The sequence below is a fragment of the Stutzerimonas sp. CXK-1 genome, from assembly GCF_057738225.1.
Window position 1 is genome coordinate 1444971 of record NZ_CM173217.1, and the last position, 19728, is coordinate 1464698.

The following is a 19728-nucleotide window of genomic DNA, read 5'->3' on the forward strand; positions in this document are numbered from 1 at the left end:
CGGTGTCGGGGCGGCAATCAGGAGGCGCGGTGCGCCTCGTGTTCGAGTCGTTCGATGGCGGCATCGAGCGCGTCCAGCGCCGCCTCGGCGGCCGGGTCGCGCTGCTTGAGCAGGGTCTCGGCCTGCAAGCAGGCCTGACGCAGCTGCGGTACGCCGCAGTAGCGCGTGGCCCCATGCAGCCGGTGCACGCGGTCGACCTGGGCCTGCAGGTCGCCGGCCTGGCGGGCCTGGCGGATCGCGAAGCGCTCCTGGGCCAGCGAGCCGAGCAGCATGCTCAGCATCTCGGCGGCCAGGTCGGCCTTGCCGGCGGCCAGCCGCAGGCCTTCGTCAGTGTCGAGCACCGGCAGCGCTTCGGCCGCCGGCGCGATCACCGGCGCTTCCTCGGGCGGGGCGACGGCGGGCTGCGTGGCCTGGCGCAGGCTCAGGCCGGTCCACTTGAGAATGACCTGGGCCAGTTGGCGGTCGCTGATCGGCTTGGTCAGGTAATCGTCGAGGCCGGCCTGCAGCAGGGCCCGCTTCTCGTTGGCCAGGGCATGCGCGGTCAGGGCAATGACCGGGACCGGGGAGCGGCCGGCCTTGTATTCCCACTGGCGCATCGCTTCGGTGGTCTGACGGCCGTCCATGCCGGGCATCTGCACATCCATCAGCACCAGGTCGAATACCTGCTCCTTGACGGCGGCCAGTGCGTCGGGGCCGTTGTCCACTGCCGTCACGGCCGCCCCCAGGTCGCTGAGCAGCGTTTCGACCAGCAGCAGGTTCGCCGGGTTGTCGTCGACGCAGAGCAGGCGCGGCTGGCGATGCGAGGCGGCCGTCGGCACGGGCGCTACCGGCTGCAGCGGGCGCACCAACTCGGCGAGCACGCGTTGCAGCTTGCGCATGCGCGCCGGCTTGGCCTGCAGCCGGGTGTGGCTGAAGGCGTCGGGCAGGGCATCCTGATAGGCGGCCTGGTCTATCGTGGGGCAGAGCACCACGGTGCGGCAGCCGAGCGCCTCGAAGCGCTCGATGTGTTCGGCCAGCGCCGGTGGCGCGAGCTCGTGGATCGACACGCCAAGGACCGCCAGGTCGATCGGCAGACCTTCGTCGCGGGCCTGGGCGACGCCCTCGAGCATGCCCGCCAGGCTGTCGAACGGGTACGCCTGCAGGCCGCTGCTCTCGAGCTGATGCTGCAGCGCCTGGCGCGCCAGCGAGTGCTGCTCGTACAGCGCCACGCGCAGCTCGCGCAACGCCGGCGGCGGCTGGTCCTCGATGTCGTCGCGCGCTTTCGGCAGGCTCAGGCTGATCCAGAACTCCGAGCCTTCCTCGGGAATGCTGTCGACACCGATCTCGCCACCCATCTGCTCGATCAGGCGTTTGGAGATGACCAGGCCCAGGCCCGTCCCGCCGGGTTGGCGCGACAGTGAGTTGTCGGCCTGGCTGAAGGCCTGGAACAGTGCGCGCAGATCGTCGTCGGTCAGGCCGATGCCGGTGTCCTGCACGCTGATGCGCAGCTGCGCACGCTCGGCGGTTTCGTCCTCGACCATCGCGCGCACGACGATGGTCCCTTCGTTGGTGAATTTGATGGCATTGCTGACCAGGTTGGTCAGCACCTGCTTGAGCCGCTGCGGGTCGCCGATCAGCGACAGCGGCGTGTCGCGGTAGACCAGGCTGATCAGCTCCAGCTGCTTGGTGTGCGCCGAGGGGGCGAGAATCGTCAGGGTTTCCTCGATCAGGTCGCGCAGGTTGAACGGCACGCTGTCGAGCACCAGCTTGCCCGCCTCGATCTTCGAGAAGTCGAGAATCTCGTTGATGATGCCGAGCAGGCTGTCGGCGGACTTCTCGATGGTCGCCAGGTAATCCTGCTGGCGCGGCGTCAGTTCGCTCTTCTGCAGCAAGTGGGTAAAGCCGAGGATGCCATTGAGCGGGGTGCGGATCTCGTGGCTCATGTTGGCGAGAAACTCGGACTTGATGCGGCTCGCTTCCAGGGCCTCCTTGCGCGCGAGATCGAGTTCGATGTTCTGGATCTCGATGGTTTCCAGGTTCTGCTGCACGTCCGCGGTGGCCTGGTCGATGCTCTGCTGCAGCTCTTCCTGGGCGCTCTGCAGCGCTTCGGCCATGCGGTTGATGCCTGAGGCGAGTTCATCCATCTCATGGCTGCCGAGCGCCGGCAGGCGGGTTTCCAGGTGGCCTTCCTTGAGCTGGGCGACCGCCAGCTTGACCCGCTCGAGCGGCTTGCTGATGGCCCGGCTCATGCGCAGGGCGAGCAGCGCGGTGATCAGCAGGCCGGCGCCGATCAGCACCAGGCTGGTGAGCAGGCTGCGGTAGCCGCGGATCAGCGTGCCCTGATGCGAAACCTCGAGTTCGAGCCAGCCGATCAGCGTGGGGTCGTTGGCACGGCTCTCGTCGGCCAGGTTGAGGTGGTGGGCCAGCACCGGCATCAGGATGCGTGTGGTGTCCAGCCCGCTGACCCGAGTCAGGCCCTCGGGATCGGCCGGCGGCGAGGGGGTGACCATGCGCGGCCCGGCGTAGGCGCGCGGCTGGCGGTCCTTGTCGAGAATCGACACGGCGCGCACGTCGGTCTGATCGAGCACCTGGCTGATGATGCGCTGCAGGCGCTTGTCGTAGCCCAGGTTCATCGCTGGCGCCGCCAGCGGCGCCAGTTGCTGGGCGATCAGTTCGCCGCGCTCGTCGAGCTGGTAGCGCAGCTCGGTCAGCTGCATCCAGGTGAAGAAGATACCGAGCACGACTGCCAGCAGGGTGCTCGGCAGCAGCGTCAGTATCAGTACACGACCACGAATTCCCAGGTCTTTGAGCACGGTCCATCCCCCAAGCAAGGGCCCTAGTGTAGCCCGTTGCCGCCAGCCGGCGTGAGGTCAGTCCAGCCCGCGGATGTCCTTGCCGTTGAAGTCCGGCAGCTTCCAGCGAAAGGTCATCGCCAGCACGCGGAACAGGAAGCCGGCCGCCAGCGCTGTCAGCGAGGCCAGCTCGTTGTTGACGCCCAGCCAGAGCAGGCCGACGTAGAGCACGCCGGCGAACAGCGCGACCGTGGCGTAGAGCTCGCGTTGCAGCACCATCGGCACCTGGGTGCAGAGCACGTCGCGCATGAGGCCGCCGAAGATGCCGGTGACCAGGCCGGCGACCACCACGATCGCCGGGTGCGCGTTCATGCTCATGGCCACATCGCAACCGATCACGGTGAATGCCACCAGGCCCAGGCCATCGACCAGCAGGAAGATCATGCGCAGGTGATGCAGGTGGCGGGCGATCACTGCCGTGACGATGGCCGCGCCGATGGTGAACGCCAGGTATTCGGGGTTGGCGATCCAGCCCAGCGGGTAATGCCCAAGCAGCACGTCGCGCGCGGTGCCGCCACCCAGCGCGGTGACCGTGCCGAGCAGGCAGATGCCGAACAGGTCCATGCCGCGGCGCATGCCCATGATGGCGCCGGACATGGCTTCGGCGGTGATGGCGACCAGATAGATGGTGTGCAGCAGATCCACAACGGTGCTCCTGGCGAACGCAGCGGCGGGCTGCGACGAAAAGGTGCGCGATTATGGGGCTGTGCTGGCATCGATTGATGAAGCTAAGTATTTTTTGCCCACCCAAATATTTTCTTATGCAGGCGCCCGCGTGAACCTCGACCCGAAACAGACCGAAGCCTTCCGCGCGGTGATCAAGAGCGGCAGCTTCGAGCAGGCGGCGCAGCGTCTGCATCTCACCCCGCCGGCGATTTCCCAGCGCGTGCGTGCGCTCGAGAGCGCACTGGGCAGCGCACTGATCGTGCGCAGCCGGCCGTGCCGGCCCACCGAGACCGGCCAGCGCCTGCTGCAGTACCTCAAACGCGCCACGCTGCTGGAGGCGGACCTGCTCGCCGAACTCGCCGAGCGCAGCGACGCGCCGCTGGTGGTGGTCGCCGCGCTGAACGCCGACAGCCTGGGCACCTGGTTCTTTCCGGCGCTGGCCGAGGTTCTGATCCGCGAGCGCGTCCTGCTCGACCTGACCGTCGAGGATCAGGATCACACCTACAGCCTGCTGGAAACCGGCCTGGCGATCGGCTGTATCAGCACCGAGCCGAAGCCGATGCGTGGCTGCACGGCCAGTGCTCTGGGCAGCATGCGCTACCGGCTGGTGGCCTCGGCCGCCTTTCGCGACCAACATTTCCCCTCCGGGATGACCCGCGCCGCCGCCCGCAAGGCACCGGTGGTTGCCTATACCCGCAAGGACACCCTGCAATCGTCGTTTCTGCTGCGCCGCTTCGGCCTGCCGGAGGGCGCCTATCCGTGCCACTACGTACCGGGTGCCGAACCGCACTTCAACGCCATTCGCTACGGGCTTGGTTATGGCATGGTGCCGGAGCTGCTCATGCGCGAGGCCCTGAGCGGCGGCGAGGTGGTCGATCTGGCGGCAGACGAACCGCTCGACCTGGCGCTGTACTGGCACACCTGGAAGGTTCAGTCGCCGCGCATGGAGCACCTTTCGCGGCAGATCGTCGAGGCCGCGCCGAGAATTCTCGCGCGGCCCTAGGCGTTGCCCGGCAAGCCCCGGGTCAGGGCGGCATCTCGTCGCTTCGGCTAACGGCTATGCCCGTCATCGGACGATGCCGGTATCATGTGCGCCTTTTCCAGATGCCCGCGGTGCTCCGACGCCATGACTAAGCATTACCCGACCATCGCCGACTGCATCGGCCACACGCCTCTGGTGCGCCTGCAACGCATGCCGGGGCAGACCAGCAATACCATCCTGGTCAAGCTCGAAGGCAACAACCCCGCCGGTTCGGTGAAGGATCGGCCGGCATTGTCGATGATCAACCGCGCCGAGCAGCGCGGCGATATCCGCCCGGGCGACACCCTGATCGAGGCCACCAGCGGCAACACCGGCATCGCCCTGGCGATGGCGGCGGCGATCAAGGGTTATCGGATGATCCTGATCATGCCGGACAACTCCAGCGCCGAGCGCAAGGCGGCGATGACCGCCTATGGCGCCGAGCTGATCCTGGTGAGCAAGGAGGAGGGCATGGAAGGCGCCCGCGACCTGGCGCTGAAGATGCAGGCCGAGGGGCACGGCAAGGTGCTCGACCAGTTCGCCAATGGCGATAACCCGATCGCGCACTACAACAGCACCGGCCCGGAAATCTGGGAGCAGACCGGCGGCAGCGTCACCCATTTCGTCAGCTCGATGGGCACCACCGGCACCATCATGGGCGTGTCGCGCTACCTCAAGGAGCAGAACCCGGACGTGCAGATCGTCGGCCTGCAGCCGATGGAAGGCGCGGCCATTCCCGGCATTCGCCGCTGGCCTGCCGAGTACCTGCCAAAGATCTTCGAGGCCGAGCGGGTCGACCGCGTGGTCGATATGTCCCAGGCCGAAGCCGAGCAGACCATGCGCCGTCTGGCGCGCGAGGAAGGCATTTTCTGCGGCGTATCGTCCGGTGGTGCGGTCGCGGCAGCGCTACGCCTCTCGCAGGAGCTGGAGAACGCGGTGATCGTCGCGATCATCTGCGATCGCGGCGACCGCTACCTTTCCACCGGCGTCTATGACGCGGCCCACTGATCGCTGGCCCGGCCGCGCAGGTGAAGGCGCGGCCGGGTCGCTCCCCGACGACGGCAGGATCTTCTGATGGCAAGACGCAGCGGCGGTTTGCGCTTTCAGCCCGCAGGTGGCGAGCGCAAGGCGCAGGTTCCGCTGGGCAAGAAACAGGTACTGGTGATCGAGCGACTCGCTCACGACGGTCGGGGCATCGGTTTCTGTGACGGGCGCACCTGGTTCGTCGACGGAGCGCTGGCCGGCGAGCGGGTCGAGGCGCGCGTGCTCGGGGCGCATGCCAAGGTCGTCGAGGCGCGCTGCGAGCGCGTGCTCGAGGCGAGCGAACGGCGGCGCCCGGCCGCCTGTCCGCATGCCGACCTTTGCGGCGGTTGCAATCTGCAGCATCTGGGCGAGGCCGATCAGCTGGAGCTCAAGCAGCGCACCCTCGCCGAGCAGCTGCTGCGCTTGGCCGATCTCGAACCCGAACAGTGGGCCGCGCCGCTCAGCGGGCCGGCGTTCGGCTATCGGCGCCGCGCTCGTCTGGCGGTGCGCTGGGACGAGCGGGCCAAGCGACTGGAGGTCGGCTTTCGCGCCGGCGCCAGCCAGCGCATCGTCCCGATCGAGGTCTGTCCGGTGCTGGTGCCGGTGCTCGAGGCGCTGTTGCAGCCGTTGCGGCTGACGCTCGAGCGCCTGCAGAAGCCGGCGGTGATCGGGCACGTCGAGCTGTTCAGCGGCACCGCCACCGCGGTGCTGGTACGCCATACCGCACCACTGCTCGAGGCCGATCGTCAGCAACTGCTCGCCTTTGCCGCAGCGCAGGGCGTGCAGCTCTGGCTGCAGGGCGAGGGCGACCCCCAGCCGGTGGTGCCGGCCCGCCTGGGCTATCGACTCGAGCGCTGGGACCTGGAACTGGCCTGGCAGCCCGGCGACTTCGTCCAGGTCAACGCGGCGATCAACGAAGCGATGATTGCGCAGGCGCTCGACTGGCTGGCACCGGCCCCCGGCGAGCGGGTGCTCGACCTGTTCTGCGGACTGGGCAATTTTTCCCTGCCGCTGGCCCGGAGCGGCGCACGAGTGGTGGGCGTCGAGGGCGTCGAGGCGATGGTCCGACGGGCCCGAGCCAACGCCGAGCACAACGCGCTGAGCGACGTGCACTTTTATCGGGCGGATCTGTCGAAGCCGCTGGCCGAAGCCGCCTGGGCCGCCGAGGGCTTCGCGCGGGTGCTGCTCGATCCGCCGCGGGACGGCGCGCTGGAAGTCGTGCGCCAGATCGGTGCATTGCAGGCCGGGCGCCTGGTCTATGTTTCGTGTAATCCGGCCACCCTCGCGCGGGATGCCGCCGAGCTGAGCCGGCAGGGCTATCGTCTGACGCGCGCTGGAGTGCTGGACATGTTTCCGCAGACCGCTCACGTGGAGGCCATGGCGCTGTTCGAGAGGGGCGCTGGCGTGCGCGCGTAATTTTTTGACAGGCATCTGGCCTGTGGTTCAACCGACCGGCACATAGAATGCAGGCGTAATCGACGCAGAGTTCCTGCGTAGAGGGAAGGTTTTAGATGGTACAGGTGAGAGCGCTTCAGCCGATCAACACCGACGGCAGCATCAATCTGGAAAGTTGGCTCGACCACGTGCTGGGCATGGACCCGGCGCTCGACCGCAGCGCGCTTCGGGAGGCCTGCGAATTCGCCCGCGATGCCGAGCAGCAGGCCAATGCGGCACAGAATCTCTGGAGCGAGGGCGCGTCGAGCTACCAGATCGGCCTGGAGATCGCCGAGATCCTCGCCGACCTCAAGCTCGACCAGGACAGCCTGGTCGCCGCCGTGCTCTATCGCGGCGTACGCGAAGGCAAGATCCAGCTCGCCGACGTGCATTCGCGCTTCGGTCCGGTGGTCGCCAAGCTGATCGAGGGCGTACTGCGCATGGCGGCGATCAGCGCCAGCCTCAATCCGCGCGAGTCGCTGGTACTGCCACCGCAGACCCAGGTCGAGAACCTGCGCAAGATGCTGGTGGCGATGGTCGATGATGTGCGCGTCGCGCTGATCAAGCTCGCCGAGCGCACCTGTGCGATCCGTGCGGTGAAGAACGCCAGCGACGACAAGCGCCAGCGCGTGGCGCGTGAAGTGTTCGATATCTACGCACCGCTCGCGCACCGCCTCGGCATCGGCCACATCAAATGGGAGCTGGAGGACCTGTCCTTCCGCTACCTCGAGCCCGAGCAGTACAAGCAGATCGCCACCTTGCTGCACGAGCGTCGGCTCGACCGCGAGCAATACATCGCCAACGTGGTGCAGCAGCTCAAGGATGAACTGTCGGTGGCCGGCATCAAGGCCGAGATCGACGGCCGCGCCAAGCACATCTACTCGATCTGGCGGAAGATGCAGAAGAAGGGTCTGCAGTTCAGCCAGATTTACGACGTACGTGCCGTGCGCGTGCTGGTCCCGGAAGTCCGCGATTGCTATACCGCGCTCGGTATCGTGCACACCCTGTGGCGGCACATTCCCAAGGAATTCGACGACTACATCGCCAACCCCAAGGAGAACGGCTACCGCTCGTTGCATACCGCGGTGCTTGGCCCCGAGGGCAAGGTGCTGGAGGTGCAGATCCGCACCCACGCCATGCACGAGGAGGCCGAGCTCGGCGTCTGCGCGCACTGGCGTTACAAGGGCACCGACGTCAATTCCGGCTCCGATCACTACGAAGAGAAGATCGCCTGGCTGCGTCAGGTGCTCGAGTGGCACGAGGAACTTGGCGACATTGGCGGCCTGGCCGATCAGTTGCGCGTCGATATCGAGCCGGACCGTGTCTACGTCTTCACCCCGGACGGTCATGCCATCGATCTGCCCAAGGGCGCCACGCCGCTGGACTTCGCCTACCGGGTGCACACCGAGATCGGCCACAACTGCCGTGGCGCCAAGGTCAACGGGCGCATCGTGCCGCTCAACTACAGCCTGCAGACCGGCGAGCAGGTCGAGATCATCACCAGCAAGCAGGGCTCGCCGAGCCGCGACTGGCTGAACCCGAACCTCGGCTACATCACCACGTCGCGCTCGCGGGCGAAGATCGTCCACTGGTTCAAGCTGCAGGCGCGTGATCAGAACGTCGCGGCCGGCAAGGCATTGCTCGAACGCGAACTCTCGCGTCTCGACCTGCCGCCGGTGGATTACGATCGCCTGGCCGAAAAGACCAACCTGAAGACGGCCGAGGACATGTTTGCCGCACTGGGTGCCGGCGACCTGCGCCTGGCGCATCTGGTCAACATGGCCCAGCAACTGGTCGAGCCCGAGCGCGACGAGGATCAGCTTGAGCTGATCCCGCGGCGTTCGGCGCCGCACAAGCCGGGCAAGCGCGGCGACGTGCAGATCCAGGGCGTCGGCAACCTCTTGACGCAGATGGCCGGCTGCTGCCAGCCGCTGCCGGGCGACCCGATCGTCGGCTACATCACGCAGGGGCGTGGGGTGAGCATCCACCGCCAGGACTGCGCCTCGGTGCTGCAGCTGGCCGGGCGCGAGCCCGAGCGGATCATCCAGGTCAGCTGGGGGCCGGTGCCGGAGAAGACCTATCCGGTGGACATCGTCATCCGCGCCTACGACCGCTCGGGGCTGTTGCGCGACGTGTCGCAGGTGCTGCTCAACGAGCGCATCAACGTGCTGGCGATGAATACCCGCTCGAACAAGGAAGACAGCACGGCGCAGATGACGCTGACCATCGAGATTCCGGGGCTCAATGCGCTGGGCCGGCTGCTCAGTCGCATCTCGCAGCTGCCCAACATCATCGAGGCCAAGCGCCAGCGGGCAGCGTAAGACGCAGGGCCGGCGGCGCCGGCCGCGTCACGGTGGATGGGTGAAGGCTCATCCACTCCCAGTTGGCCTGACATTCGTAGCGTGGATGTCGCTTTTTACATCCACCGAAACGCCGCCGCGATAGCCTGGCTTGAGGAATTCTATGTACCAACTCGCCGATCTGCTGCACCTGATGGCCCGCCTGCGCGACCCGCAGCACGGTTGCCCCTGGGACCTGCAGCAGGATTACGCCAGCATCGTTCCGCATACGCTGGAGGAGGCCTACGAGGTCGCCGACGCCATTGAGCGGCGCGATTTCGCACATCTGCCCGGCGAGCTGGGCGACCTGCTGTTTCAGGTGGTCTATTACAGCCAGCTGGCGCGTGAGGAGGGGCGTTTCGACTTCGCCACTGTGGTCGATGCCATCACTCGCAAGCTGGTGCGCCGGCATCCGCACGTGTTTCCCGATGGCGACCTGTACGGCTCGCCCGAACTGCCGCGGCTCGACGAGGCGGCGATCAAACAGCGCTGGGAACAGATCAAGGCCGAAGAACGTGCCGAGCAGGCCGCCGCACCGGAGCAGCTTTCCCTGCTCGACGACGTGCCCCACGCGCTGCCGGCGCTCAGTCGAGCGGCAAAGCTGCAGAAGCGCGCCGCCGGCGTCGGCTTCGACTGGCCGGAAGCGTTGCCGGTGGTCGACAAGCTGCACGAGGAACTGAACGAGGTGCTCGAGGCCATGAGCGAGAACGATCCGCAGGCGATCGCCGAGGAGATCGGCGACCTGTTGTTCGTTGTCGTCAACCTCGCACGCCACCTGAAGGTCGACCCGGAGAACGCCCTGCGCGCGGCCAATGGCAAGTTCGAGCGGCGCTTTCGCTTCATCGAGCAGGCGCTGCGCGACGCCGGGCGCAGCCCCGAAAGCTGCGATCTCGAGGAGCTCGACGCGCTCTGGGACGCAGCCAAGAAGGCCGAACAGCCGCTTTCTTGCGGCTGACGATCCGTGACGGTGGATGTCGCATTTCACATCCACCACAATCCCGGGCTGGATCGCTGAACCGATCCCCCGCGTTCACTTTGATTTCACCACAGACGAGCCGAACCATGAGTCTTTCCCTTCGCGACCAACTGCTCAAGGCAGGCCTGGTCAATGAAAAGCAGGCCAAGCAGGCCACCAAGCAGCAGCAGAAGCAGCAGCGCCTGGAGAAGAAGGGCCAGGTGGAAAAGGACAACAGCCAGCGCGAGGCGGCGCTCAAGGCGCAGGCCGAGAAACAGGCGCGCGATCAGGAACTCAACCGCCAGCAGCAGGAGAAGGCCGAGCAGAAGGCTCGCGCCGCGCAGGTCAAGCAACTGATCGAGCGCAGCCGACTGCCCAAGCTCACCACCGACGACTACTACAACTTCGTCGACGACAAGAAGGTCAAGCGCATCTCGGTCAACAACCTGATGCGTGACAAGCTCTCCAGCGGCTCGCTGGCCATCGTGCGGCATGGCGGTGGCTACGAGATCATCCCGCGTGAGGCCGCGCTGAAGATCCAGGAGCGCGACCCGCGCCGGGTGGTGCTGCTCAACACCCGTACCGAGGAAGTCGATGCGGACGATCCGTACGCCGCCTATCAGGTCCCGGACGACCTGATGTGGTGAGGCCGCGCCGACGGAAGGGCGGATAGAAAAGCGCTGCGCCGCCCTCTACTGGAGGACCGCCCGCCAACCGGGTGGCAGACGTGGAGGGAGAGCCGATGTCAGCGCAACCAACCATCAACGACCGGGACCTGCAGTGGCGCGCCGCCGGCGTGCCGGGCGATCCCGAAGAACCCGGCGTGCCGGACCTGCCGCAGGAACCGGGCGAACCGACGGTGCCCGATCAGCCGCCACCGGCACCGGTGGCCTGACCTGGCGGCGTCGCGCCCAAGCGACGCCTTGACGGCCTGCCAGCACGGCCCGCCGAACGCGGGCCGGTGCGGTCATTCGGCAAACGGATAGGTGTCGGGCAGCGCCTGCAGGTCCGGCTGCTGCGGGCCGATCGGCACGACCGGCGCGGTTTTCTCGAACCACACCAGGGCATCGAACTGCTCGGCGAGCACCGCGCGAAAGTAATGGCTCTGGCGTTCGGTCTGCGGCCGGTAGATGACGCCGATGGCGCGCTCCAGGCGGGGCTGCGCCAGCTGCTCGCGTAGCGTATGGCTACCCGGGCCACGCCAGTCGGTCAGCGACGCCGGCAGCCCGCAGCGCTGGAACAGCTGCTCCCAACTGTCCGGGCGCGACGGCAGCACGTCCTTGATGCGCATCGCTTCGTCCCAGTTGTCGGCCGCCGCCACCTGCCCATGGTCGGTGGCCATGCCGATCAGCACCGCGTCCCGGCCGAAGGCCGTGCGGCACAGCTCGCCGATGTTGAATTCGCCATCCCAGCCCATCGAGGTCGCCGCGGCATTGCCGATGTGCGAGTTGTGGGCCCAGACCACCGCCTTGGCGGTCGCCCCGCGATGCGCCAGCAGCGCACGCAGGGTGTCGAACATGTGCCGGTCGCGCAGGTTCCAGGATTCGCTCGAACGCCGGTACATGGCGCGGTAGTACTGCTCGGCTGCGCGCACGACGTGCGCGTTGCGTTCGGCATCGAAGAAGCGCTCGCCGTCGCGCGCGCTGTAGGTCAAACGCTGTTCGAGCAGGCGGCTCAGCTGCTCGACCACGGCGTTCTCGCAAGAGGGCTCGCCGAGCATCACGTTGTGGCCGTAGCCGGCCGGCTCGTCCTGCCAGGGCGTCAGGCACCCGTAGCGACGCCGGGCTTCGTCGGCGGCGTCCGGGTCGATCTGGTCCAGATAGCGCAACACCTGCTCGATGGAGCTGCCCAGGCTGTACACGTCCAGCCCGCGGAACTCCACGCGCTCGGCCGGCGCCAGGGCGTCGTTGTGTTCGCGTAGCCAGGCGGCGAAGTCTGCCACTTCGCGGTTGCGCCACATCCAGGTGGGAAAGCGCTTGAAGGCTTCGTCGATCCAGGTCGCCGGTTGACCATGGCGGACGTTGGCGTCGATTTGCGCCGCATCCGGCCAGTCCGCTTCCGCGGCGATGATGTTGAAGCCGTGCCGCTCGATCAGCCGCCGGGTGATCGCTGCCCGAGCGCGGTAGAACTCGCTGGTGCCATGGCTGGCCTCGCCGATGAGGACCACGCGGGCGTCGGCGAAGCGCTCGAAGGCGTCGGCAAAATGGGCGTCTTCCGGGGCAGGCAGGGCGATGGCGTGACGCCGGAGGCAGTCGACGATCTGGTCTTCGGACGAGGGTGTGGCGCCTGAGCTGACGAGCGACATGTCGGTTGCTCCTGTGGCGAACAGTGCTATGGATGACAGGGTAGTCCGCGCGACCGTTCGTGCCACTCGACAGAAGGCAGTCGTCGGGCACCGACAGAACTGAAAGACTCGGGGCCGTCTCTAACTGTGCAGGAGGGCGCGCCAGAGCGGTTCGCACGCCACGCATAACGACGAGGGGCAGACATGACGACTTGGATCATCACCTACAGCAAAGACGGCAACACGGCAGTGCTGCGAACCGATTCCGAGCATCAGCCAGACATCGATGAGGCGGTGGAGCTGGTTACCCGCAAGGCGGAGCGCGAGTACGAAGCCGACCTCAATCACGAACACGATGCCGATCTCGACGATACCCCGGCCACGCGCCTGGCCGAACGGTACGGCATCACCATCACCGGCATCGCCCAGGCCTAGAGCGGCCAGACTTCCCCATCCCCGACCAGAAACAGACGCCGGCCTGGCCCGGCGTCGATTTCGGCTGCGCCGGTGAAATCGCCAAAGGCGGGCAGCAGGCTGACCCGTTCGCCGAGGCAGAAGCACGGCAGGCGCAGGCTCTGCCGGCCGCGCCCGCGCAGGCGGTAGGCCGGGTGCAGGTGGCCGGCGAGCACATGGTGCGTCGGGTGTGGTTCGGGCTCATGCTGCAGGGCGAACGGGCCCAGCAGCAGGGGCTCGCCAACGACTTCGATGCCCAGCTCGGGCGGCGGGTCGCCGGCGCGTCGATCATGGTTGCCGCGAATCAGCGTCAGCCGGAGCCCGGCGTGCCGATGACGCCAGGCCGCAAGCTGCGCCAGGGTCGCTGGCGCATGGGATTCGGGCGCGTGGAGAAAGTCGCCGAGAAAGATCAACCGTCTGGCGGGATAGCGTGCGAGCAGGGCGTCGAGTCGCGCCAGATTGGTCTCGGTGGTGCCGCTCGGGACTGGCTGGCCGAGCCGGCGGTAGGCGGCGGCCTTGCCGAAATGGATGTCGGCGATCAGCAGCGCCTGCGGTTCCGGCCAATAGAGTGCCTTGTCGGCAAGCAACCAGAGTTCGGTGGCACAAAGGTCGATGGCGAGGTGCGCAGTCACGGGCTTGGGCTGAGTCCTGGGGGCTTCTTCTTCTGTCGCGGGCGGCCGTCCTTGCCTGTTCGCGGCCGTCGAGGGCGCGGCGTCTCGCGTTCGACGGCCGGCACCGCGGCGGGCTCGGGCTGGTAACCACCCGGGCCGGCCGCCTTGTCCAGTTCGGCGACCATGCGGCGGATGCGGTCGGCGAGTTTCTCCGAACTCAGGCTTTCGCGGAAGCGTTCGACCAGCAACGGGAAGGCCAGCGGCGTCGGGCGCCTGACCTGACGCAGATCGAGCCGGCGTTGCTGCAGCCGTTCGAGCGTCTGGCGCAGGCGGTCGAGTTCGAGCTCCTGACGCAGCACTTCCTCCTGGGCCTGGCTGAGCAGCAGGTTGCCAGGGTCGTACTGGCGAAACACATCGAAGAACAGCCCGCTGGAAGCCTGCAGCTGGCGTGCGCTCTTCTGCGCGCCGGGGTAACCGGAAAACACCAGCCCGGCGATGCGGGCGATCTCGCGAAAGCGCCTGCGCGCCAGCTCGCCGGCGTTGAGGCTGGCGAGCACGTCGTGCAGCAGCCCCTCGGTGTGGAACAGGCCGCTGCCGAGCGCGCCCGGCCAGTCCACCTCGGTAGGGGCCAACAGCTCCAGGCCGTAATCGTTCACGGCGATGGAAAAACTCACCGGCTGGCGCTGGCCCATGCGCCAGGCCAGCAGGCTGGCGAGGCCCAGATGCACATGGCGGCCGGCGAAGGGATAGAGGAAAAGGTGCCAGCCTTCGCGTGATTTCAGTACTTCGGCGAGGAGCGTCGTTTCGCCCGGCAGCGCCGACCAGGCCTGCTGCACCGCGAGCAGTGGCTGCACCAACTGCATCTCGGGACTGGCGAAGCGGCCGTGCGCGGCGGCGCCGAGCTGCTCGACCACTGCGTCGGCCAGCTCGCTGGAGAGTGGCATGCGCCCGCCGTTCCAGCGTGGCACGGCGGCCTTGCGGCCACTGGCGCGGTTGACGTAGACGGTCATGTTCTCCACGCGCACCAGCTCCAGCAGGCGCCCGGCGAAGAGAAAACAGTCGCCGGGGCGCAGCCGGGCGATGAAGCCTTCCTCGACCGAGCCCAGCGAGCGGCCGCCGCCGCCCTTGGCCCAGAACTTCACCGTCAGGCTGGCATCGCTGACGATGGTGCCGATGCTCATGCGATGGCGCAGTGCGACGCGCCGGCTGGGCACCTTCCACAGCCCCGAGTCATCCGGTTCGACGCGCTGGTAGTCGGGATAGGCAGTCAGCGATTCGCCGCCGTGGCGCACAAAGGCCAGCGCCCATTGCCAGTGCGCGGCCGGCAGTTGGCGGTAGGACCAGGCCTGACGCACCTCGGCGAGCAGTGCATCCGGGTGAAAGCCGCCGGCCAGCGCCATGCTCACCAGGTGCTGCACCAGCACGTCGAGCGGCTGGTGCGGGGCCTCGCGCGCCTCGATACGCCGCTCGGCCACGGCGCGTTGCGCAGCGGCGGCCTCGACCACTTCCAGGCTGTGGGTGGGCACCAGCGTCACCCGCGAGGTGCGCCCCGGCGCGTGGCCGGAACGGCCGGCGCGCTGCAGCAGGCGCGCCACGCCCTTGGGTGAGCCGATCTGCAGCACCCGCTCGACCGGCAGGAAATCCACCCCGAGATCCAGGCTCGAGGTGCAGACCACAACCTTGAGCCGACCTTCCTTGAGCCCGAATTCGACCCAGTCGCGCACTTCACGGGCCAGCGAGCCGTGATGCAGGGCGATCAGCCCGGCCCAGTCCGGCCGCGCATCGAGCAACGCCTGGTACCAGAGCTCGGCCTGCGAGCGGGTGTTGGTGAAGACCAGCGAGGTGGCGGCGCCGTCCAGCTCGGCGACCACCTGCGGCAGCATGCGCAGGCCCAGGTGCCCGGCCCAGGGGAAACGCTCGATGCTTTCGGGCAGCAGCGAGTCGATCGTCAGCGGCTTGTCCACGCGCCCCTCGACCAGCCGGCCGCCGCCGGGATGCAGCAGGACTTCCAGCGCGTGCGGCAGGTTGCCGAGGGTGGCCGACAGCCCCCAGACGACCAGCTCCGGCTGCCACTGACGCAGGCGGGCAAGCGCCAGTTGCAGCTGCACGCCGCGCTTGTTGCCGAGCAGCTCATGCCACTCGTCGACGACCACCATGCGCAGCCCGGCGAACGCCTGTCGGGCGTCGGCGCGGGTCAGCAGCAGGGTCAGGCTTTCCGGTGTGGTGACCAGCGCGCTGGGCAGGCGTCGGCCCTGGCGTGCCCGCTCGGCGCTGTCGGTATCACCGGTGCGCAGGCCGACGCTCCAGGCGATGCCAAGCCGCTCCAGCGGCGCCTCCAGGGCGCGAGCCGTGTCGGCGGCCAGCGCCCGCATCGGGGTGATCCAGAGCACGGTCAGCGGCGCCGGCTTGCCCGCCGTGCTGGCGGCGGGTGCCTTCGCCGCGAAGCGGTTCAGCGCACCGAGCCAGACGGCGTAGGTCTTGCCCGAACCGGTGGTGGCGTGGAGCAGCCCGGATTCCCCATCGGCTATCGCTTGCCAGACCTCACGCTGGAAGGCGAACGGCCGCCAGCCGCGACCGGCGAACCATTGCTCGCTCAACAGGCCGGTGGCGTCAGTCATGGGCGTGCCGTGCCGGTTCGCGGTCGAGTGGGGCAATTCCCTTGGGAGCGGCCTTGGCCTCGCGGTCGATAGCCGGGGCGGGGTGGCAGGGCCGGGCGATCATCCCAGCAGCTCCTTGAGCGTCTCCAGCGTATCGGCTTCTTCCACCGGCTTGTCGTGGCGCCAGCGCTGCATGCGCGGGAAACGCACGGCGATGCCGCTCTTGTGCCGGCTGCTGGCGGCAATGCCCTCGAAGCCGAGTTCGAAGACCAGCGTCGGCGTGACGCTGCGCACCGGGCCGAACTTCTCCACGGTGGTCTTGCGCACGATGGCGTCGACCTGGCGCATTTCCTCGTCGGTTAGCCCGGAATAAGCCTTGGCGAAGGGCACCAGTTTGCGTTCGGGATCGCCCGGCGCGCCGTCCCAGACGGCAAAGGTGAAATCGGTATAGAGGCTGGCGCGGCGGCCGTGGCCGCGCTGGGCATAGATGAGCACGGCATCGATCGAGTAGGGCTCGACCTTCCATTTCCACCAGAGCCCGACATCGCGGGTGCGGCCGACGCCATACTGGCCGGCGCGTGCCTTGAGCATCAGCCCTTCGACGCCGAGGCGACGCGAAGCCTCGCGCTGGCGCGCCAGCTCGGCCCAGCTGTCGGCCTCCAGCAGCGGCGAGGCCATCAGGATCGGGTTCGCGCAGCGCTCGACCAGTGCCTCGAGCTGGCGACGACGCAGATGATGTTCCCGTTTGCGCCAATCCTCACCTTCCCACTCGAGCAGGTCGTAGGCGAGCACCGCTACCGGCGCCTCCTGCAGTACCCGGGCGGTGAGGTTCTTGCGGCCGATGCGCTGCTGCAGCAGGGCGAAGGGCTGGACGCCGAAGCGTGGGGCCGGCAACTCGGCCTCATCATCGGCAGCCAGGCGGGCCTGCGGCGAGGGCTGTTGCCAGACCACGATCTCGCCGTCGATCACCGTGCCGTCGGGCAGGCAACCGGCCAGTTCGCATAGCTCGGGGAAGCGCTCGCTGACCAGTTCCTCGCCGCGCGACCAGATCCAGATCATTCCGTCGCGCTTGACCAGTTGGGCGCGAATGCCGTCCCACTTCCATTCCACCAGCCAGTCGGCCGGCGGGCCAAGCAGCTCGTCGAAGCGCTCCGGAACCGCCTGCAGCGGATGGGCGAGAAAGAACGGATAGGGCTGACCGCCGCGCTGGGCGTGCTCGTGCTCGGATTCGGCGGCAATGAGCGCACGATAGCCCTCGGCATCGGGGCGGTGGGAGAGGTCGGTATAGCCCACCAGGCGCTGGGCCACGCGCTTGGGGTCCAGATCAGCCAACGCCGCGAGGGCGCGGGTGACCAGCAGGCGCGACACGCCGACACGGAACGCGCCGGTGATCAGCTTCAGGCTGACCATCAGGCTGCGCCGGTCCAGCTGCGCCCAGAGCGTAGGCAGGCGCTCTGCCAGTGTCTCGGGGGGCAGGCCACGTAGCGGCAGCAATCGCTCCTGCATCCACACCGCCAGCCCCTCGTCGCTGGCCTGTGTCGCTTCGGGGACCAGCAGGGAGATGGTTTCGGCCAGATCGCCGACCGCCTGGTAGCTTTCCTCGAACAGCCATTCCGGCACTCCGGCGACGGCCATTGCGGTTTCCCGCAGCAGCCGCGTCGGCACCAGCTGGCGCGGGCGGCCACCGGCCAGAAAATACACCGCCCAGGCCGCATCCTCGGCCGGCGCCTCACGAAAGTAGTCGCGCATCGCTGCAAGCTTGGCGTTGCTCGAGGTGGTCGCGTCCAGGCGCGCATAGAGATCGGCGAACGCCCTCATGCCGGGGTATCGCCCTGTTGTGCCGGCACGTCGTCTTCCTCGCCGTACTCGGTTTCGAAGGCCTGTGCATCGAGCCCCCGGACCTCGCGCAGATAGCGCACCAGCACCGCCACCGAGCCATGGGTCACCATCACTCGTTCGGCGCCGGATTCGCCGATCGCCCAGAGCAGCCCCGGCCAGTCGGCGTGATCCGAGAGCACGAAGCCGCGATCCACGCCGCGCCGCCGGCGGGTGCCGCGCAGCATCATCCAGCCGCTGGCGAAGGCGTCGGCATAATCGCCGAAGCGGCGCTTCCAGGTGCTCCCGCCAGCCGACGGCGGCGCAATGACAATGGCCTGTCTCAGGCGTGGGTCGCTCTTCGCCAGGTCCCCGGCGTAGAGGGTTTCCGGCAGGGCGACGCCGGCTTCGCGATAGACCCGGTTCAGCGGTTCGACGGCGCCGTGCACGACGATCGGACCGATGCCGGCCTCCAGCCCGTGGAGGATGCGCTGCGCCTTGCCGAAGGCGTAGCTGAACAGCACGCTGGTGCGCCCGACCGCGGCGTTGGCCCGCCACCAGTCGTTGATCTCGCGGAACACCTCGGCCTGCGCCGGCCAGCGGTAGATCGGCAGGCCAAAGGTGGACTCGGTGATGAAGGTATGGCAGCGCACCGGCTCGAACGCGGCGCAGGTGGCATCGGGCTCGACCTTGTAGTCGCCGGAGGCCACCCAGACCTCGCCGCGGTATTCCAGGCGCACCTGCGCCGACCCGAGTACATGACCGGCCGGGTGAAAGCTCAAACGAACACCGTGATGCTCGAGGGTTTCGCCGTAGGCCAGTGTCTGCAGCGGCATATCGGCGCCGATGCGTGCCCGCAGGATGCCTTGGCTGTCCTGGCTGGCCAGGTAGTGCCCCATGCCCCAGCGCGCATGGTCGCCGTGAGCATGGGTGATGACGGCGCGTTCGACCGGGCGCCAGGGGTCGATGTAGAAATCACCGGGCGGGCAGTACAGGCCTTCGGGGCGGGCGACGACAAGATCCATGGCAGACGGTGCGTGGCGGGCTTGCTGGTTTGGAACCCGGCGCGGCCCCGCGAGTTCGCTGGCCGTGCCGGCGGCGTGGTTTAGCGCGGTCGCACACCCTGGTGTAAGCGCTGCGCCAGCGGCGCTCAGTTCGCCAGGGTCAGATGCGAAATGTCCGGCACGCTGCCTGCCGTCTCGCGGGGCAGCTCGCCGAGGTCGCTGCCGACCGGCGCCAGGTCGAAACGGGAAAGATCGAGGGTCGGTGCCGCGGCCGCGGGGCGGGCGTCCTGCAGGTCGGCACCGACCGGCGCGATACCGAAGTCAGGTGCCTGCACCTCGGCGAAGGCAGCCATGTATTCGTCGCGCGGTGCCACCTCGAGGCGACCGACCGGTGCGGGTGCGGCCGCCGCTGGCGGGGGCGCCAGCTCTATCTCCTCGATCTCGCCGGGCATCGGACAGACTTCGATCCGTGCCCCGGCTCGCTCGATGGCCTGTCGATACTTGTCCACCCCGGCCGCGTCGAGGTTCTGCTTGATGACGATGCGCCGCCCGGAGAACAGCTGGGCGATGCGCTGGGCGTCGGCCTGGAACAGCCGGGCCAGGTTGGCGCGGACCTGAGCCGGGTCGGTCCCGGGCAGCAGCTCTCCGCAAAAGGCGATCTCGTAGCGGGCGTCGGTCATGGTGAGTTCACGTCC

16 protein-coding genes are annotated in these 19728 nt (G+C 68.0%); 8 read left to right on the forward strand and 8 right to left on the reverse strand.

Annotated features, from left to right (window positions below; all coding sequences use genetic code 11):
- Positions 1-17 precede the first annotated feature (17 nt).
- Positions 18-2792 carry a response regulator gene (locus AC0KXH_RS06865; protein ID WP_488224394.1) on the reverse strand — a complete coding sequence of 925 codons (2775 nt, stop codon included), beginning with the start codon at positions 2790-2792 and terminating at the stop codon, positions 18-20.
- Positions 2793-2849: 57 nt separating this feature from the next.
- On the reverse strand, positions 2850-3476 hold the full coding sequence (locus AC0KXH_RS06870) for a trimeric intracellular cation channel family protein (RefSeq protein ID WP_269262639.1): 627 nt from the start codon (positions 3474-3476) through the stop codon (positions 2850-2852).
- Between the two features lie 130 nt (positions 3477-3606).
- Here AC0KXH_RS06870 and AC0KXH_RS06875 point away from each other — a divergent pair, with 130 nt between their 5' ends.
- The 7 genes from AC0KXH_RS06875 (at position 3607) to AC0KXH_RS06905 (ending at position 11164) form a co-directional block, all read left to right on the forward strand.
- Positions 3607-4500 carry an HTH-type transcriptional regulator ArgP gene (locus AC0KXH_RS06875; protein ID WP_043219330.1) on the forward strand — a complete coding sequence of 298 codons (894 nt, stop codon included), beginning with the start codon at positions 3607-3609 and terminating at the stop codon, positions 4498-4500.
- Between the two features lie 123 nt (positions 4501-4623).
- A complete protein-coding gene (gene cysM / locus AC0KXH_RS06880; RefSeq protein WP_041106172.1) occupies positions 4624-5526 on the forward strand; it encodes a cysteine synthase CysM in 903 nt (300 codons plus the stop codon).
- Between the two features lie 66 nt (positions 5527-5592).
- Positions 5593-6957 (forward strand): 23S rRNA (uracil(1939)-C(5))-methyltransferase RlmD, encoded by a 1365-nt coding sequence (rlmD, locus tag AC0KXH_RS06885; RefSeq protein ID WP_061340972.1) that lies wholly within the window; start codon positions 5593-5595, stop codon positions 6955-6957.
- Positions 6958-7052: 95 nt separating this feature from the next.
- Positions 7053-9296 (forward strand): GTP diphosphokinase, encoded by a 2244-nt coding sequence (gene relA, locus AC0KXH_RS06890; protein WP_041106168.1) that lies wholly within the window; start codon positions 7053-7055, stop codon positions 9294-9296.
- A 142-nt stretch (positions 9297-9438) separates the two neighbouring features.
- Positions 9439-10269 carry a nucleoside triphosphate pyrophosphohydrolase gene (gene mazG, locus AC0KXH_RS06895; RefSeq protein ID WP_041106166.1) on the forward strand — a complete coding sequence of 277 codons (831 nt, stop codon included), beginning with the start codon at positions 9439-9441 and terminating at the stop codon, positions 10267-10269.
- Positions 10270-10376: 107 nt separating this feature from the next.
- Positions 10377-10916, forward strand: a complete 540-nt coding sequence (locus AC0KXH_RS06900; protein WP_041106164.1) for a DUF2058 domain-containing protein — start codon at positions 10377-10379, stop codon at positions 10914-10916.
- Positions 10917-11011: 95 nt separating this feature from the next.
- Complete coding sequence (locus AC0KXH_RS06905) at positions 11012-11164, forward strand: hypothetical protein (protein ID WP_165563681.1); 153 nt, start codon at positions 11012-11014, stop codon at positions 11162-11164.
- A gap of 72 nt (positions 11165-11236) precedes the next feature.
- On the opposite strand, the gene AC0KXH_RS06910 is transcribed toward AC0KXH_RS06905, so the two are convergent.
- The gene (locus AC0KXH_RS06910) at positions 11237-12574 is read right to left on the reverse strand and encodes an erythromycin esterase family protein (RefSeq protein ID WP_488224395.1); all 1338 of its coding nucleotides are present in this window, start codon (positions 12572-12574) and stop codon (positions 11237-11239) included.
- A 183-nt stretch (positions 12575-12757) separates the two neighbouring features.
- On the opposite strand from AC0KXH_RS06910, the gene AC0KXH_RS06915 reads away from it, so the two are divergent.
- Entirely contained in the window at positions 12758-12988 is a 231-nt protein-coding gene (locus AC0KXH_RS06915) for a hypothetical protein (RefSeq protein WP_041106161.1), read from the forward strand.
- Here AC0KXH_RS06915 and pdeM read toward each other — a convergent pair.
- The 5 genes from pdeM to AC0KXH_RS06940 form a co-directional block, all read right to left on the reverse strand.
- Entirely contained in the window at positions 12985-13638 is a 654-nt protein-coding gene (gene pdeM, locus AC0KXH_RS06920; protein ID WP_041106159.1) for a ligase-associated DNA damage response endonuclease PdeM, read from the reverse strand. The two genes, AC0KXH_RS06915 and pdeM, sit on opposite strands and share 4 nt — an antisense overlap.
- Complete coding sequence (locus tag AC0KXH_RS06925) at positions 13635-16235, reverse strand: ligase-associated DNA damage response DEXH box helicase (protein WP_041106157.1); 2601 nt, start codon at positions 16233-16235, stop codon at positions 13635-13637. Before AC0KXH_RS06925 ends, pdeM begins: the two co-directional genes overlap by 4 nt.
- A 99-nt stretch (positions 16236-16334) precedes the next feature.
- Positions 16335-18032 (reverse strand): ATP-dependent DNA ligase, encoded by a 1698-nt coding sequence (locus tag AC0KXH_RS06930; RefSeq protein WP_488224396.1) that lies wholly within the window; start codon positions 18030-18032, stop codon positions 16335-16337.
- Positions 18029-19054 (reverse strand): ligase-associated DNA damage response exonuclease, encoded by a 1026-nt coding sequence (locus AC0KXH_RS06935; RefSeq protein WP_488224397.1) that lies wholly within the window; start codon positions 19052-19054, stop codon positions 18029-18031. Before AC0KXH_RS06935 ends, AC0KXH_RS06930 begins: the two co-directional genes overlap by 4 nt.
- A 125-nt stretch (positions 19055-19179) precedes the next feature.
- Entirely contained in the window at positions 19180-19713 is a 534-nt protein-coding gene (locus AC0KXH_RS06940) for a hypothetical protein (protein ID WP_061338492.1), read from the reverse strand.
- Between the last annotated feature and the right edge of the window lie 15 nt (positions 19714-19728).

Coding starts and splice junctions, on each gene's coding strand:
- cysM (WP_041106172.1), top strand. CDS start 4,624: ATGACTAAGCATTACCCGACCATCGCCGACTGCATCGGCCACACGCCT.
- rlmD (WP_061340972.1), top strand. CDS start 5,593: ATGGCAAGACGCAGCGGCGGTTTGCGCTTTCAGCCCGCAGGTGGCGAG.
- relA (WP_041106168.1), top strand. CDS start 7,053: ATGGTACAGGTGAGAGCGCTTCAGCCGATCAACACCGACGGCAGCATC.
- mazG (WP_041106166.1), top strand. CDS start 9,439: ATGTACCAACTCGCCGATCTGCTGCACCTGATGGCCCGCCTGCGCGAC.
- AC0KXH_RS06900 (WP_041106164.1), top strand. CDS start 10,377: ATGAGTCTTTCCCTTCGCGACCAACTGCTCAAGGCAGGCCTGGTCAAT.
- AC0KXH_RS06905 (WP_165563681.1), top strand. CDS start 11,012: ATGTCAGCGCAACCAACCATCAACGACCGGGACCTGCAGTGGCGCGCC.
- AC0KXH_RS06910 (WP_488224395.1), bottom strand. CDS start 12,574: ATGTCGCTCGTCAGCTCAGGCGCCACACCCTCGTCCGAAGACCAGATC.
- AC0KXH_RS06915 (WP_041106161.1), top strand. CDS start 12,758: ATGACGACTTGGATCATCACCTACAGCAAAGACGGCAACACGGCAGTG.
- AC0KXH_RS06925 (WP_041106157.1), bottom strand. CDS start 16,235: ATGACTGACGCCACCGGCCTGTTGAGCGAGCAATGGTTCGCCGGTCGC.
- AC0KXH_RS06930 (WP_488224396.1), bottom strand. CDS start 18,032: ATGAGGGCGTTCGCCGATCTCTATGCGCGCCTGGACGCGACCACCTCG.
- AC0KXH_RS06935 (WP_488224397.1), bottom strand. CDS start 19,054: ATGGATCTTGTCGTCGCCCGCCCCGAAGGCCTGTACTGCCCGCCCGGT.
- AC0KXH_RS06940 (WP_061338492.1), bottom strand. CDS start 19,713: ATGACCGACGCCCGCTACGAGATCGCCTTTTGCGGAGAGCTGCTGCCC.